This is a genomic window from Pseudomonas sp. B111 (assembly GCF_026428275.1).
In the GTDB taxonomy this organism is placed as follows: Bacteria; Pseudomonadota; Gammaproteobacteria; order Pseudomonadales; family Pseudomonadaceae; genus Pseudomonas; species Pseudomonas aeruginosa.
On record NZ_CP097857.1, the window covers coordinates 5,595,951 to 5,609,956 of the forward strand.

Annotated in this window: 13 protein-coding genes; 3 read left to right on the top strand and 10 right to left on the bottom strand. The window is 68.9% G+C overall.

Annotation, left to right across the window (positions count from 1 at the left end; all coding sequences use genetic code 11):
• The first annotated feature begins 122 nt into the window (after positions 1–122).
• The 3 genes from M6E97_RS25900 to M6E97_RS25910 all read left to right on the top strand — a co-directional run bounded on the left by M6E97_RS25900 (position 123) and on the right by M6E97_RS25910 (position 2,883).
• Positions 123–1,529, top strand: coding sequence for a uracil-xanthine permease family protein (locus M6E97_RS25900; protein WP_003083900.1), 1,407 nt, complete (start codon positions 123–125; stop codon positions 1,527–1,529).
• Positions 1,530–1,621: 92 nt separating this feature from the next.
• The gene (locus tag M6E97_RS25905) at positions 1,622–2,287 is read left to right on the top strand and encodes a TetR/AcrR family transcriptional regulator (RefSeq protein ID WP_003083903.1); all 666 of its coding nucleotides are present in this window, start codon (positions 1,622–1,624) and stop codon (positions 2,285–2,287) included.
• A 5-nt stretch (positions 2,288–2,292) separates the two neighbouring features.
• The gene (locus M6E97_RS25910) at positions 2,293–2,883 is read left to right on the top strand and encodes an IMPACT family protein (RefSeq protein WP_034005122.1); all 591 of its coding nucleotides are present in this window, start codon (positions 2,293–2,295) and stop codon (positions 2,881–2,883) included.
• 6 nt (positions 2,884–2,889) lie between these two features.
• Here the strand turns inward: M6E97_RS25910 and siaD are convergent, their stop codons facing one another.
• From siaD to M6E97_RS25960, 10 genes are all read right to left on the bottom strand, one after another.
• Positions 2,890–3,717: a biofilm formation regulator diguanylate cyclase SiaD gene (gene siaD, locus M6E97_RS25915; protein WP_003083910.1), complete on the bottom strand. Its 828-nt coding sequence runs from the start codon at positions 3,715–3,717 to the stop codon at positions 2,890–2,892.
• Positions 3,718–3,723: 6 nt separating this feature from the next.
• Positions 3,724–4,104 (bottom strand): biofilm formation regulator SiaD modulator protein SiaC, encoded by a 381-nt coding sequence (gene siaC, locus M6E97_RS25920; RefSeq protein WP_003083913.1) that lies wholly within the window; start codon positions 4,102–4,104, stop codon positions 3,724–3,726.
• Between the two features lie 26 nt (positions 4,105–4,130).
• The gene (siaB, locus tag M6E97_RS25925; protein WP_003083916.1) at positions 4,131–4,673 is read right to left on the bottom strand and encodes a biofilm formation regulator kinase SiaB; all 543 of its coding nucleotides are present in this window, start codon (positions 4,671–4,673) and stop codon (positions 4,131–4,133) included.
• An 8-nt stretch (positions 4,674–4,681) separates the two neighbouring features.
• Positions 4,682–6,673 (bottom strand): biofilm regulation protein phosphatase SiaA, encoded by a 1,992-nt coding sequence (siaA, locus tag M6E97_RS25930; RefSeq protein WP_003083920.1) that lies wholly within the window; start codon positions 6,671–6,673, stop codon positions 4,682–4,684.
• Between the two features lie 262 nt (positions 6,674–6,935).
• A complete protein-coding gene (locus tag M6E97_RS25935) occupies positions 6,936–7,985 on the bottom strand; it encodes a protein-glutamate methylesterase/protein-glutamine glutaminase (RefSeq protein WP_003083922.1) in 1,050 nt (349 codons plus the stop codon).
• Positions 7,986–8,004: 19 nt separating this feature from the next.
• Positions 8,005–8,607: a chemoreceptor glutamine deamidase CheD gene (gene cheD, locus M6E97_RS25940; RefSeq protein ID WP_003137051.1), complete on the bottom strand. Its 603-nt coding sequence runs from the start codon at positions 8,605–8,607 to the stop codon at positions 8,005–8,007.
• 5 nt (positions 8,608–8,612) lie between these two features.
• On the bottom strand, positions 8,613–9,455 hold the full coding sequence (locus M6E97_RS25945) for a CheR family methyltransferase (protein ID WP_003083930.1): 843 nt from the start codon (positions 9,453–9,455) through the stop codon (positions 8,613–8,615).
• Between the two features lie 69 nt (positions 9,456–9,524).
• A complete protein-coding gene (gene aer2 / locus M6E97_RS25950; protein ID WP_003123817.1) occupies positions 9,525–11,564 on the bottom strand; it encodes an aerotaxis transducer Aer2 in 2,040 nt (679 codons plus the stop codon).
• A gap of 35 nt (positions 11,565–11,599) precedes the next feature.
• The gene (locus tag M6E97_RS25955) at positions 11,600–12,085 is read right to left on the bottom strand and encodes a chemotaxis protein CheW (protein ID WP_003083938.1); all 486 of its coding nucleotides are present in this window, start codon (positions 12,083–12,085) and stop codon (positions 11,600–11,602) included.
• The gene (locus M6E97_RS25960; protein ID WP_034005786.1) at positions 12,072–14,000 is read right to left on the bottom strand and encodes a chemotaxis protein CheA; all 1,929 of its coding nucleotides are present in this window, start codon (positions 13,998–14,000) and stop codon (positions 12,072–12,074) included. The genes M6E97_RS25955 and M6E97_RS25960 overlap by 14 nt, the downstream gene beginning before the upstream one ends.
• Positions 14,001–14,006: the final 6 nt, after the last annotated feature.

Here is a 14,006-nt window from a genome sequence, read left to right on the forward strand (position 1 = left end):
CTCGACCCACGCCGGGCGCGCCCTGCAGCCTGAGCGGCAGGAATAAGCTGATCACCTGGACAGCTTTTTGCAGAAGCCGTGCATCCTCCTCCTGTCCGAGGAGCGCCACTTGAGACGGCCCGATGCATAGCGAAGACCAACGCCCCAACGACCTCATCTACGGCCTCGACGACCGGCCGCGCCCGCTTCCCGCCTTCCTTGCCGCGCTACAGCACGTGCTGGCCAGCTTCGTCGGTATCGTCACTCCGCCGCTGGTGATCGGCTCGCTGCTCGGCCTCGGCGAGCACCTGCCGTACCTGATCAGCATGGCGCTGATGGTTTCCGGCGCCGGCACCCTGATCCAGGCGCGCCGGCCGTTCGGCATCGGCGCCGGGATGATCTGCCTGCAAGGCACCAGCTTCGCCTTCCTCGGCGCCGTGCTGGCCGCCGGGATGCTGGTGAAGCAGCGCGGCGGCGGTCCCGAGGAGATCCTCGCGATGATCTTCGGCGTGTGCTTCTTCGGCGCCTTCGTGCAGATCGTCCTCAGTCGTTTCCTCGGCCATCTTCGCCGGGTGATCACGCCGCTGGTCACCGGCATCGTCATCACCCTGATCGGCGTCAGCCTGATCAAAGTCGGCATCACCGACCTCGGCGGCGGAGCCGGGGCCACGGACTTCGGCGCACCGGCCAATCTCGCGCTGGGCGCGCTGGTGCTGCTGAGCATCGTCCTGCTGAACCGCTCGCGCCTGCCCTGGCTGCGCCTGGCCGCCATCGTCATCGGCCTGGCGCTGGGTACCCTGGCGGCCTGGGCGACCGGCCTGTTCGTTCCGCGGGCGCTGCCCGAGCTGCCGCTGGTCAGCCTGCCGCAGCCGTTCCGCTTCGGCTTCGCCTTCGACTGGATGGCCTTCCTGCCGGTGGCGCTGATCTACCTGATCAGCAGCATCGAGACGGTCGGCGACCTGACCGCCAACTGCATGCTCTCGCGGCAGCCCCTGGAGGGGCCGGCGTATCTGCAGCGGTTGCGCGGCGGAGTGCTCGGCGACGGCGTCAGTTGCCTGCTGGCAGCCACCTTCAGCGCCTTCCCGAACACCACCTTCGCGCAGAACAACGGGGTGATCCAGCTCACCGGGGTGGCCAGCCGGCACGTCGGGATCTATATCGGCGGCGTGTTGCTGGCGCTCGGCCTGTTCCCCTGGATCGGCGCGATCCTCCAGCAGATCCCCAAGCCGGTGCTCGGCGGCGCCACCCTGGTGATGTTCGGCAGCGTCGCCGCCGCCGGCATCCGCATTCTCGGCCAGACCGCGATGGACCGCCGCAGCGTGCTGATCATCGCCGCCTCGTTCGGCGTCGGCCTCGGCGTGGCCGCGCAGCCGACCCTGCTCGACCAGATGCCGGCGGTGGTGAAGACCCTGTTCGACTCGGCGATCACCAGCGGCGGCATCACCGCCATCCTGCTCAACCTGCTGCTGCCCGAGGAGCGCGTTGCCGAAGCGGCGCAGGCCAGCGCGAAGGGCGGCGCCCTGGCGCGCTGGCGCAAGCCGCTGGGTTGATACGGGCGTTTGCAAATTTTTCCGCGCCTGGCTTGTGTCCCGCGGCCGGGCTGGGGTATCAACGCGGGGATCACGCCGATGGAAACCTGCGCATGACCCTGACAGTGCCCGCCCACGACCCGGCCGCCCGCGACAAGCCGGCCGGGCGCATCCGCCAGAAGAACGAGGAGGCGATCCTCGCCGCGGCCGAGGAGGAGTTCGCCCGCCACGGCTTCAAGGGCACCAGCATGAACACCATCGCGCAGAACGTCGGCCTGCCCAAGGCCAACCTGCACTACTACTTCGGCAACAAGCTGGGCCTCTACACGGCGGTGCTGAGCAACATCCTCGAACTCTGGGACAGTACCTTCAACACCCTCGGCGTCGACGACGATCCGGCCGAGGCGCTGGCCCGCTACATCCGCGCCAAGATGGAGTTCTCCCGCCGCTACCCGCTGGCCTCGCGGATCTTCGCCATGGAGATCATCAGCGGCGGCGAGTGCCTCACCGCGCATTTCAACCAGGACTACCGCAGCTGGTTCCGCGGCCGCGCCGCGGTATTCGAGGCCTGGATCGCCGCCGGCCGGATGGACCCGGTGGATCCCGTGCACCTGATCTTCCTGCTCTGGGGCAGCACCCAGCACTACGCCGACTTCGCCAGCCAGATCGGCCTGGTCACCGGCCGCAAGCGCATGTCCAGGCAGGACTTCGCCGCCGCCGCCGACAACCTGGTGCGGATCATCCTCAAGGGCTGCGGACTGACCCCGCCGGCGGCCTGAACGCGATGCCGAGCACCCTGCAAGGCCTCGCCGAATACCGCGAGGAAATCCGCAAGAGCCGCTTCCACACCATCGCCGCGCCGGTGGCCGACGAGGACGAGGCGCAGGCGTTCATCGCCGCCCACCGCGACGCTTCCGCCGGACACAACTGCTGGGCCTGGAAGTGCGGCGCGCAGTACCGCTTCAGCGACGACGGCGAACCCGGCGGCAGCGCCGGGCGGCCGATCCTGGCGGCCATCGAGGGACAGAACATGGACTGCGTGGCGGTGCTGGTCAGCCGCTGGTTCGGTGGCATCAAGCTCGGCACCGGCGGCCTCGCCCGCGCCTATGGCGGCGGCGCGGCCAAGTGCCTGCAGCAGGCGCCGCGCAGCGAGCTGGTCGAGCGCTGCCGGGTGCGCTTCGCCTGTGCCTTCGCCGACCACGCGCTGCTCAAGGCGCGCAGCCTGGCGCTGGGCGCCAGCGTGGCGGCGGAAGACTACGGCGCCGACGGCGTCGTCCTGACCCTGGAGTTGCCGGTGGCGCGCTTCGAGGCGCTTCAGGCGCTGCTGGTGGACCTCAGCCGAGGCCAGGTGCGGCCGCAGCGGCTGGACGCCTGAGGAGGCTCAGCGCGCTGGAGCCGGGCGGGAAGGGGCAGGAAGCGGCGGGAGCGCGGCGAACACGCATTTGTCGCGGCCGCTGCGCTTGGCGTCGAGCAGTGCGGCGTCGGCGCGATTGACGGTCTGCGAATAGGTTTCGCCGATGCGGTGTTCGGTGACGCCGACGCTGGCGGTGACGCTCAGCGCCTCGGTGCCGACGCGTACCGCCAGGGTCCGTACGCTGTCGCGCACCCGCTCGAGTACCGGGCCGGCATCCTGCAGGCGGGTCTGCGGCAGCAGCAGGAGGAATTCCTCGCCGCCCCAGCGGCCGCAGAGGTCGTATTCGCGCAGCTCGGACTCCATGGCCCGGGCGATTTCCACCAGCACCCGGTCGCCGCTGTCGTGGCCCCAGGTATCGTTGACCTGCTTGAAGAAGTCCACGTCGAGCATCGCCAGCACGTAGCTCTGGCCGTGGCGCTGGGAGCGTTCGTTCTCCTCCCTGAGGCGCTCCAGCAGCATGCGTCGGTTGGGCAGGCCGGTCAGCGGGTCGCGGATCGAGGCTTCCTTCAGCGCCAGGTTGAGGTCGCGCATCATCTGCTGGTAGCGGTCGGAGATCCGCGCCACCTTTTCCAGGCGCCGCAGTTGCTTGTGGTAGCGCTCGGACAGCGACAGGTTCTGCTCCCGCGCCATCGACTGGAAACCGTCGGAGATCCGGGCGATGCGCTCCAGCCGCACCAGTTGCTCCAGCGATTGCTGGCGCAGGCGGGCCAGCGCCTGGTGCAGCGGATGTCCGTGGAACTGCGGATCGGCCAGCAGGCCGTCGATCCAGGCGTCCAGTTCGCGTTCGCGGCTCATCGTCGGCTACTCGTCGTGGGCCTGGATGGCGAAGGGGAAGCTGCAATCCTCGCGGAACTCCTCGGCCAGCTCGGCGACCCGTTCGTTGCGCCGGTCGTAGTGCCAGCGCAGGCTGACCGGGCGACCGCCCTGGTGGGCCTCTTCGAGCAGGTCGAGGATGTCCATCATGGCCTTGATCGAACTGGTGTTCAGGTACAGCAGGCGCAGGTCCAGTTCCAGCGGCCGCTGCCCGTCGGCGAGGAAGCGCTCGACCCAGTCGATCACCTGGCCGAACAGTTCATAGGAGTTTTCCGGGTAGGAATCGCCTTGCATGGACAGGCGTCCGGCCTGCCAGTCGCCCTGGATGGCGGGCGTGGACTGGGTGCCGGGTATGTGCAGGTCACTCATGATGGTGTTCTTCCTAAAACACGGGGTCAGATCACGGCGCGCAGGCTGAAGAAGGCGCGCCCGTCGGGCTGTTCCTTCAGCGATGCGGCCAGTGGTTCGCTGGACTTGCGGGCGATGTCCAGCAGGCCGAGACCGGCTCCGCTGGCGCAGCCGCTGTCGCGCGGGCGGCGTAGCTGCTCCTTGTAGGCGGCCTTGAGGGCGGCCTTGTCGAGGTTGGCGATGGCCTGGATGCTGCGCACCAGGCTCTGGCCGTCGTCGCGCTCCACCAGGTTGCCGGCGGACACCACGTAGTGGCCGTCCTCGTTGCGGGCGATGGCTACCGTGGCCGCCGCCTCGTGTTCGCCGTAGCCCTTGAGATTGGCGTAGTGGCGGATGTTCTGGGTCATCTCGATGTACACCGCGAAGACGTCCATCGCTTCGCTCGGCTTGGCCTGTTCGGCGTGCAGGTAGTTGCGCAGCGCGTGGCCTATCTCCTCGATCAGGCTGCGCGAGATCGGTCCGTTGAAGCAGAGCAGGATGCGTTGGCGGGTGTAGCTTTCACGCATGGCCAGCAGGTCTAGCGTTTCCATGGGTGCCCCTAGTCGAATCGGAAGGACAGGATGGTGATGTCGTCGCGTTGCGGGTGCTCGCCCTGGTACTCGGCGAGCGTCGCCACGAAGGCCTCGGCCTGCTCGGGGAGCGGCTGCCGTGCGTGGTCGCGGAGCATGTCGGCGAAGCGCCGGCTGCCGAAGCCGAAGCCGTGTTCGCCGCCGGCCTGGTCGAGGAAACCGTCGGTGCTCAGGTAGAAGGTCCAGCCCGGCGCCAGCGGTACCTCGATGTTGCGGTAGTCGCCACGGCGCTTGTCGCCGATCGCCCGGCGCGCGCCCTTGAGTTCCTGGACCTCCTCGCCGTCGCTGGCGTACAGCGAGATCTTCGCCCCGGCGAAGGCCAGCTGGCGGCGCCGGCGGTCGACCCAGACCAGCCCGGCATCCATGTTGGTGGCCAGCGCCTGGGGGATCTGCTCCTGGCTGAGCATGCTGCGCATCGCCTGGTCGGTCTCGCCGAGGATCGCCGCCGGGTCGCGGCTGCCCACCGCCTCGATGGCGTGGTCGATGGCGGCGCGGGCGAGCATGGTCATCAGCGCGCCGGGCACGCCGTGACCGGCGCAGTCGACCACGCCGATCAGGTAGCCGTCGGCCTGCTCGCGGTACACGTAGAAGTCGCCGCCGACCACGTCGCGCGGTTTCCACAGGATGAAGTGATGCTCGCCGAGGGTGGCGCTGAGCTGGCGGTCGGGGAGGATCGCGCGCTGGATCAGGCTGGCATAGTCGAGGCTGTCGCCGATCTTCTTCTGCGCGGCGGCCATCTCGCGGTTGGCTTCCTCCAGCGCCTGGGTGCGCTCCTGGACCTTGTCTTCCAGCTCGGCGGTGTGCCGGCGGACCTGGTCGGCCATGCTGGCGAAGGCCTTCGACAGCGAGCCGATCTCGTCCTGGCGCGCCAGCGGCAGCGGCGTGTCGTAGCGTCCGGCGGCGATCGCCTTGGCCGAGCGCTTGAGGCTGCGCAGGGGGCGCAACAGCAGGCGCTCGACGGCATAGGCGAAGCCCAGCAGCAGGGCCACCAGCAACAGCAGGAACGTGCCCGCCAGCGGCCAAAGCCAGCGGTTGTCGAGGACCTGGGCGGCGTGCAGGTCGACGGCGGTGAGCACGTACCAGCGCAGTTGGGGAATGTAGGCCACGGCGAAGAGTTGCTGGCGGCCGTCGAGGCCGGCCCACAGGCAGTGCACCGAGCCGGCCTTGGCGCGGGCCAGGCGCATGGCCTCGCGCAGGGCGTCGCGCTGTTCCGGCTGGTCGAGCAGGTCGAACACCCGGTGGCGTTCGCTGGCGCCGCCGGCGGCGGAGCTGTAGGCGATCAGGCGGCGGTCCGGGTGGGCCTGGATGGCGCCGTCGTCGCCGACGATCATCGGCGTCACGCCCGGCTCGCGGGCGATGATGAAGTCGTCGAGGAAGCCGCTCAGGTCCAGGCCGCTGCCGGCCAGGCCGATGGGCCGGCCCTGGTCGCGGATCACCAGGTTGAACCAGACCTTGGTCAGGTTCAGCTTGCTGTCGACATTGACGTTGATGTTGTAGGCGGCGCTGTTGCGCAGGGTATTGAAGTACCAGGCGTCTTCCGGGTCGCCGGCCTCCAGGGTGTAGCGCGGCCGTTCGCTGTAGGGTTGGCTGCCGTCGTTGAAGTAGTAGTGCTGGGAGCCGCTGGCGATGATGAAGTAGGCGTGGTCGCGGAAGTCGCCGCGGTAGCCCTCGGCCTCGCGGAAGAACAGCGCGCGGCGCGCCGGGTCGTCTTCCTTCAGCAGCCAGTCGCGGGTCACCACCGATTCGGCGAAACGGCGCGACAACGCCAGTTCGCGGGAGACCGGGGCGAGGATCTTCTGCCGGTGCAGCAGGGTGAAGTTCTTCGCGTAGGCCAGGCCGAAGTGCGTACGGATGTCGTCCATCGCGCGCCAGCCCAGCAGCACCGCCGGGACCAGTGCCAGGGCACAGGCCAGCAACAGCGCCACCACCGATTTGCCGCGCAACCCCCAGTTCGCCGCCATGGCTATCCCTATCAGTTTCTCGCCCGGCCCGCGGCCGAAATCATGGATCGAAAGCGTGTGTCGAACTTTTGGCGAAAGGGCCAATTGTGCAGATGTGCATTATTTCAGGCAACGTAATTTGGTTTTATTTCGCCATTAATTTGACGCCACAATGATGGCGAGCAGGCAAAGGCCCGTGGTTCGGGCCTGTCGTCGGCGGGGGCTCGGCGGGGGAGGTTGCGGGGGGCGGCGAAAAAGCGCAGCGGGCCGGCCAGGATCCCGCTCAGAGGCGGTTGCCGCTGCCGCGCCGGGCGGCTTGCTGGAGCAGCGCGGCGGCGATCCGTTCGAGCGGCAGCACGTCTTCCGCGGCGCCCAGTTCCACCGCTTCGCGGGGCATGCCGTAGACCACGCAGGTAGCCTCGTCCTGGGCCAGGGTGTAGCCGCCGGCCTGGCGGATCGCTAGGAGCCCGCGCGCGCCGTCCTTGCCCATGCCGGTGAGCAGGCCGGCGAGCAGGTTGCGCCCGGCGCAGCGAGCCAGCGACTCGAACATCACGTCCACTGCCGGGCGGTGGCCGTTGACCTGCGCCTGGCGGTTCAAACGCACCACGTAGTTGGCGCCGGAGCGCTGCACCTCCATGTGGTGGTCGCCCGGCGCGACCAGGGCGTGGCCGGGCAGTATGCGGTCGCCGTCGCGCGCTTCGCTGACGCTGAGCCGGGTCAGGCGATCCAGGCGCTCGGCGAAGCTGCGGGTGAAGCCGGGAGGCATGTGCTGGGTGATGACCACCCCGGGACTGTGCGCCGGCAGGCCGAGCAGCACTTCCTTGAGCGCCTCGGTGCCGCCGGTGGAGGCGCCGAGGGCGATGATCTTCTCGGTGCTGAGCAGCGGCGCCGCGCTTTCCGGCGGCGCCGGCGCGTCCGCCGCACGGCGGCGCAGGCGGGCGCGGGCGACGGTCTTGAGCTTGGCGCGGATTTCCTCGGCATAGGCCTGCATGCCTTCGGCGATGCCCAGCCGGGGCTTGGCGATGAAGTCCACCGCGCCCAGTTCCAGCGCGCGCAGGGTGGCTTCGGAACCGCGCTCGGTGAGCGAGGAGATCATCAGCACCGGGGTCGGCCGCGCCTTCATCAGCTTGTCGAGGAAGGTCAGGCCGTCCATCCGCGGCATTTCCACGTCGAGGCTGATCACGTCCGGCGCGTGCTGCTTGATCAGGTCGCGGGCGACGAAGGCGTCCGGCGCACAGCCGACCAGGCGTAGCTCCGGGTCGGCCTGGATGATCTCCTTGAGCAGGCTGCGGATCAGGGCGGAATCGTCGACGACCAGGACACTGATGGGCATGGCGGGCTCTCCCGGAGAGTCAGAACAGGTCGATGGGGCCGCCGTCCGCGTTGCGATCGATACGGCGGCGGTAGTCGCGTTCACGCTGCAGCACGGTGTCGTTCTTCAGCTCCACCAGGGACTTCACCAGGACCCGGCCATTGCGCGGGAAGAAGTAGATCTTGCGCGGGAAGGCCTCCAGCACGTCGCTGGCGAGCAGCGGGATACGCTCGGTGGCCAGGTAGTCGAGGGTGAACTCGACGTTGCGCTGGCCGATGGCGGCGCTGATCTGGCGCAGTACCGAGCCGCCGCCGAAGACCTTGGCCTGCAGGCGCTCGCGGTTGGCGCCGAGGGCCAGCATGCGGTTGATCAGCAGTTCCATGGCGTGGCTGCCGTAGCGCGCCGACGGCGAGGCCGGGTCGCCGCCGAGGCCGCGCTCGGGGAGCATGAAGTGGTTCATCCCGGCGATGCCGTTGAGCGGGTCGCGCAGGCACACCGAGACGCAGGAGCCGAGCACGGTGACGATCACCAGGTCTTCGCCGCTGGCGAAGTACTCGCCGGGCAACAGCTTCACCGCATCGCAGGCGAAGTACGGATCGTAGTAGCGGTTCAGCGGCGCGCCTTCCCGGGCCTGGAGATTCATCGCGATCAGGCCGGGCTGTAGACGGTCTGGCCGACGGGCCGCACCAGGTGGCTGGCGTGGACGAAGTTCTCCGAATGCCCGGCGAAGAACAGGCCCTCCGGCCGCAGCAGGGCCACCATGCGTTCCAGCAGGCGGGTCTGGGTCGGCTTGTCGAAGTAGATCATCACGTTGCGGCAGAAGATCGCGTCGAGTTCCCCGGCGATCGACCAGTCCGCTTCCAGCAGGTTGATCTGGCGGAACTCCACCAGTTGCCGCAGTTCCTCCACCACCCGCGCCTTGCCGGCGTTGGGCCCGGTGCCACGGAGGAAGAAGCGTTTCTTCAGCGGCGCCGGCATCTGCTCCAGGCGTTCCAGCGGATAGACGCCCAGGCGGGCGCAGTCGAGCACCCCGGTGTCGATGTCCGAGGCGACGATCTTCACCGGCGGATCGAAGCTGCCCAGCGCCTCCACCAGGGTGATGGCGATCGAATAGGGTTCCTCGCCGGTGCTCGCCGCCGCCGACCAGATGCGCAGCGGGCGATGCCGCTGCAACTGGCGGCGGGCGAGGTCGGCGAGCAGGGGGAAGTGGTGGCGTTCGCGGAAGAATGCGGTGAGGTTGGTGGTCAGCGCGTTGACGAACAACTGCTGCTCGCCCGGCTCGCGGTCGAGGTGGGTGAAATATTCGGCGAAGCTGCCGAGCCGCAGCAGGCGCAGGCGCCGCGAGAGGCGGCTATAGACCAGTTGCGCCTTGCTCTCGGCCAGGCTGATGCCGGTCAGCCGGTAGAGCCGCTCGCGTACTTGCTGGAAGTCCTCGCGGGTGTAGTGGAACTCCTGGTTGCCGAACACCGGCGAAGGCGTGGAGGTGGGCATTGGCGTCGGGTTTCCCTGGTCGACCCTAAGGGCTTGCCGCCCTCCGCCTGGCGGAGGCGCGGCGTGGTCTCAGAACTCTTCCCAGCCGTCTTCCTTGCGCGCCTTGCTGGCCCGCGCCATGCCGCTGCGGGCCAGCGGCGCCGGCGCGCTGGGGCGTGGCGCGGACGGCCGCGCGCTGGCGAGCTGGACCACGCTCGGCGGAGTGTCCAGCCTGAACACCGCCACCGACTGGTTGAGCAGGCCCGCCTGCTCCTGCATGGCCTCGGCGGCGGCCGCGGCTTCCTCCACCAGCGCGGCGTTCTGCTGGGTCATGTCGTCCATCTGCGAGACCGCGCTGTTCACCTCTTCGATGCCGGTGCTCTGCTCGGCGGAAGCGGCGGCGATCTCCGACATGATGTCGGTGACCCGGCGGATCGCCACCACGATGTCGCTCATGGTCTGTCCGGCCTGGGCCACCAGGGTGTTGCCGTTCTCCACCTTGTCCACCGAGTCGGAGATCAGCGTCTTGATCTCCTTGGCCGCGGCGGCGGAACGCTGGGCGAGGGTGCGCACTTCCCCGGCGACCACCGCGAAGCCGCGGCCCTGCTCGCCGGCGCGGGCTGCCTCGACCGCGGCGTTGAGGGCGAGGATGTTGGTCTGGAAGGCGATGCCGTCGATCACCCCGATGATGTCGGCGATCTTGCGCGCCGACTCGTTGATCGAGGACATGGTGCTGACCACCTTCTGCACCACGGTGCCGCCCTGGGTCGCCACTTCCGAGGCATTGGCCGCCAGCGAGTTGGCCTGGCGGGCATTCTCGGCGTTGAGCTTCACCGTGCTGGTCAGTTCTTCCATGCTCGAGGCGGTTTCCTCCAGGCTCGACGCCTGCTGCTCGGTGCGCGCCGACAGTTCGGCGTTGCCGCTGGCGATCTCGCTGGCGGCGGTGTTGATGGTATCGGCGGCCTCGCGAATCTGTCCGAGCATCCGCGACAGGCTCAGCGCGGTCTCGTTGGAGAAGTCCTTGAGCTGGCCGAAGGTGCCCTGGTAGTCGGCCTCGATGCGCTGGGTGAGGTCGCCCTGGGCCAGCGCCCCGAGCATCCGCGAGACGTCGCGCAAGCCGCGGTCGGCGGTATCCACCAGGCTGTTCAGGTCCTTCGCCAGCCTGAGGAAGAAGCCTTCCTTGCCGGCCTCCTCGACGCGCTTGCTGAAGTCGCCGGCGGCCGCCGCCTGCACCAGTTGCGAGACTTCCTGCTCGGCGCGGTGTTCCTCGGTGCGGTCGGTCCATTGCACGGCGGAGCCGAGGCGTTCGTTGGCGTCGTTGAACACCGGCACCACGTCGAGGGAGAAGCGCCGGCCGCCGAGGTTGAGCTCGGCCTTGTGCACGCCGGTGAGGTTGGCCAGCAGGTGCCGCTGGTGCGCCGGGTTCTTGTGGAACACGTCGATGTTGGCGCCCATCAGGCGGCCGGCGTCGAAGTTCGGCAGTTGCTTGCGGATATCCGCTTCGGCGCGGCCGAGCATCTCGCTGACGGTGCGGTTCATGTAGATGATGTTGAGGTCGTTGTCGGCGATCATCACGTTGGCCGAGACGTTGTCCAGCGCGCTCTTGATCCGCGCGTTGTAGGCCGCCGTGGCCAGTTGCGCCGAGGTCGCCTCGGCGGCCCCGCGCAGGCGCTCGCGAACGCCGTCGATGGCTTCGGTGATCTGCGCCTTCTTGCCCGGCAGGCGGTCCATTAGCGGCTCGAAGTTGCCCTGGCCGTAGGCGGTGACCACGCTGACCACCTTCATCTTCACCGCGATGTGCGCGGCCACCAGTTCGTTGACGCCCTTGGCGATGCGCGCCGCGCGACCTTCCAGGCGTTCGGCGGGAATCGTCTGGTCGATCCAGCCGGCTTCGTGCTGGCGGCTCATCTCCGCCAGCCCCGCCTCCAGGCTTTCCACCTGCTGGAGTTCGGCGCGTTGTTCGCGCAGTTGCCGCTGCAGCGCCCGCAGGCTGTCGTAGAGACGCTCGTAGCCGGGCGCCGGGGCCTCGCCGACGGCGGTGTCGAGCTGGCCGTCGGCGAACGACTGGAGGAGCGTGGCGATCCGGTCGGCGCGTTGCTGCGCCACCGCATGTGCATTGAACAGACCCATTTCGATATCCCCTGCCTATCCCTCGTTGGCGCCGCTCAGGCCGCGGCTTCGTCGACCAGCGCCATTTCGCGGCTGGTCATCAGTCTTTCGATGTCCACCAGGATCAACATGCGCTCGCCCGCGGTGGCCAGGCCGAGCAGGTATTCGGTGTCGAAGCTGGCGCCGAACTCCGGCGGCGGCCTGATCGCGTCGCCGCCCAGGGCGATCACGTCGGATACCGAGTCCACCACCACGCCGACGATGCGCCGGCCGATGTTGAGGATGATCACCACGGTGAACGGGTCGTAGGTGACCTCGGCGAGGTGGAACTTGATGCGCAGGTCGACGATCGGCACGATCGCCCCGCGCAGGTTGATCACGCCCTTGATGAAGGGCGGCGCGTTGGCGATCGCGGTGACCTGGTCGTAGCCGCGGATCTCCTGCACGCGGAGGATGTCGATGGCGTACTCCTCGCGGCCCAGGGTGAAGGTCAGGTATTCCTGCGCCGGGCCGTTCGCCTGGCTTGCCTCAGTGCCGTTCATCGGCGGTGTCCTCCCGCGCCGCCAGGCGTGGCAGCGCATCGACGTCGAGAATCAGGGCGACGCTGCCGTCGCCCATGATGGTGGCGCCGGCGATACCCTCCACGCGGCGGAAATTCTGTTCCAGGCTCTTGATCACCACCTGCTGCTGGCCGACCAGCTCGTCCACCTGCAGGGCGAAGCTGCGCTCCTCGGACTCGAGGATCACCACGATGCCCTGCTCCGGCGCCGGCGCTTCGCCGCCGATGCGCAACAGCTCGTGCAGGCTGAACAGCGGCAGGTACTCGCCGCGCACGCGGATCATCGCGTTGTCTTCGCCGCCGAGGCCGCGCACGTCGTCGCTGCGCGCCTGCAACGACTCGACGATGTAGGTCAGCGGAATCACGTAGTTGATCGCTTCGACGGCGACGATCAGGCCGTCGAGGATCGCCAGGGTCAGCGGCAGGCGGATGCCGATGCGAGTGCCCATGCCGGGCGCCGAGTCGATGTCGATGCGCCCGCCCATGGCACCGATGTTGCGCTTCACCACGTCCATGCCGACGCCGCGTCCGGACAGCTCGGTAACCGTCTCGGCGGTGGAGAAGCCGGGCATGAACACCAGTTGCCAGACCTCGGCGTCGCTCATCCCGTCATGCACCGGCAGGTTGCGCTCGCGGGCCTTGGCGAGGATGCGCGGACGCGACAGGCCGCGACCGTCGTCGGAAACCTCCACCACCACGCTGCCGCCCTGGTGGCTGGCGGCGAGCTTCACCGTGCCGCTCGCCGGCTTGCCGGCGGCGAGGCGTTCGGCGGGCGTTTCGATGCCGTGGTCGATGCTGTTGCGGACGATGTGGGTGAGCGGATCGCTGAGTTTCTCGATCACGCTCTTGTCCAGTTCGGTGTGCTCGCCGTGCAGGTGCAGCTCGACCTGCTTGCCCAGGCGCGTGGCGGTGTCGCGCACCAGCCTGGGGAAGCGGCTGAAGATGAAGTTGATCGGCAGCATGCGGATCGACATCACCGATTCCTGCAGGTCGCGGGTGTTGTGTTCGAGCTGGGCCAGGGCGTGCTGCAAGCGCTCGTGGCGGCTCGGATCGAGCTGCTCGCCGAGCTGGCCGAGCATGGCCTGGGTGATCACCAGTTCGCCGACCAGGTTGATCAGGCTGTCGATCTTTTCCACGCTGACCCGGATCGAGCCGGACTCGCCGTCGCCACGCACGGGCGCGACTGCGCCCCTGGCCGGCGCGGCGACGGCTTGCGCGGGCGCGCTGGGCGCGGCGGGGCTGCCGGGGGCGCCGTCGAACAGGCCGAAGGCGCGTTCCTCCGTGGGCGGGGAGCCCGGCGCGTCATCGAAGAGGCCGAACGCTTCGCTCGCGGCCGGTGCGCCGGGCGCCTCGTCGAAGAGCCCGAACGCTTCCGGCGCGGCCGCTCGTTCCGGAGCGCCCGGGCCTTCGTCGAAGAAGCCGAAGGCATCGTCGTCCGCGGTTTCCCTGGCGGGACTGGTGGGCGCGTCGTCGAACAGGCCGAAGCCTGCCTCCGCCGCTTCCTGCTCCGGCGCCCGCAGCCAGCCGCGCAGCCGCTCGACCGTCTCCAGCAACGGCACCCCGGGGTCGGGACGGCCGCTGCGATGGGCGTCGAGCAGGCGCTGCAGTACGTCGCGGGCTTCGAGGAAGGAGCTGATCATGTCCGGCCGCAGGCCCATCTGGCCGCAGCGGATGCGGTCGAGCAGGGTCTCCAGTTCGTGGGTGACGGCGGTGATGTCGTCGAAACCGAACATTCCGCTGGAACCCTTGATCGAATGCGCGGCGCGGAAGATGCCGTGCAGCGTCTCGCTGTCCGGCCGGTCCAGGTCGAGACCGATCAGGAGGAGTTCGAGGGTGGCCAGGTGTTCCTCGGTTTCCTCGAAGAACACCTGGAGAAACTGGCTCATATCCTGGGGCATGGGACC

What these genes read in the sequence shown, in the direction of transcription:
- aer2 (WP_003123817.1), bottom strand. Translation starts at nt 11,564, where the DNA reads ATGGGTCTGTTCAATGCACATGCGGTGGCGCAGCAACGCGCCGACCGG.
- siaB (WP_003083916.1), bottom strand. Translation starts at nt 4,673, where the DNA reads ATGGAAACGCTAGACCTGCTGGCCATGCGTGAAAGCTACACCCGCCAA.
- M6E97_RS25955 (WP_003083938.1), bottom strand. Translation starts at nt 12,085, where the DNA reads ATGAACGGCACTGAGGCAAGCCAGGCGAACGGCCCGGCGCAGGAATAC.
- M6E97_RS25905 (WP_003083903.1), top strand. Translation starts at nt 1,622, where the DNA reads ATGACCCTGACAGTGCCCGCCCACGACCCGGCCGCCCGCGACAAGCCG.
- siaD (WP_003083910.1), bottom strand. Translation starts at nt 3,717, where the DNA reads ATGAGCCGCGAACGCGAACTGGACGCCTGGATCGACGGCCTGCTGGCC.
- M6E97_RS25910 (WP_034005122.1), top strand. Translation starts at nt 2,293, where the DNA reads ATGCCGAGCACCCTGCAAGGCCTCGCCGAATACCGCGAGGAAATCCGC.
- M6E97_RS25935 (WP_003083922.1), bottom strand. Translation starts at nt 7,985, where the DNA reads ATGCCCATCAGTGTCCTGGTCGTCGACGATTCCGCCCTGATCCGCAGC.
- M6E97_RS25945 (WP_003083930.1), bottom strand. Translation starts at nt 9,455, where the DNA reads ATGCCCACCTCCACGCCTTCGCCGGTGTTCGGCAACCAGGAGTTCCAC.
- cheD (WP_003137051.1), bottom strand. Translation starts at nt 8,607, where the DNA reads ATGAATCTCCAGGCCCGGGAAGGCGCGCCGCTGAACCGCTACTACGAT.
- M6E97_RS25900 (WP_003083900.1), top strand. Translation starts at nt 123, where the DNA reads ATGCATAGCGAAGACCAACGCCCCAACGACCTCATCTACGGCCTCGAC.
- siaC (WP_003083913.1), bottom strand. Translation starts at nt 4,104, where the DNA reads ATGAGTGACCTGCACATACCCGGCACCCAGTCCACGCCCGCCATCCAG.
- M6E97_RS25960 (WP_034005786.1), bottom strand. Translation starts at nt 14,000, where the DNA reads ATGCCCCAGGATATGAGCCAGTTTCTCCAGGTGTTCTTCGAGGAAACC.
- siaA (WP_003083920.1), bottom strand. Translation starts at nt 6,673, where the DNA reads ATGGCGGCGAACTGGGGGTTGCGCGGCAAATCGGTGGTGGCGCTGTTG.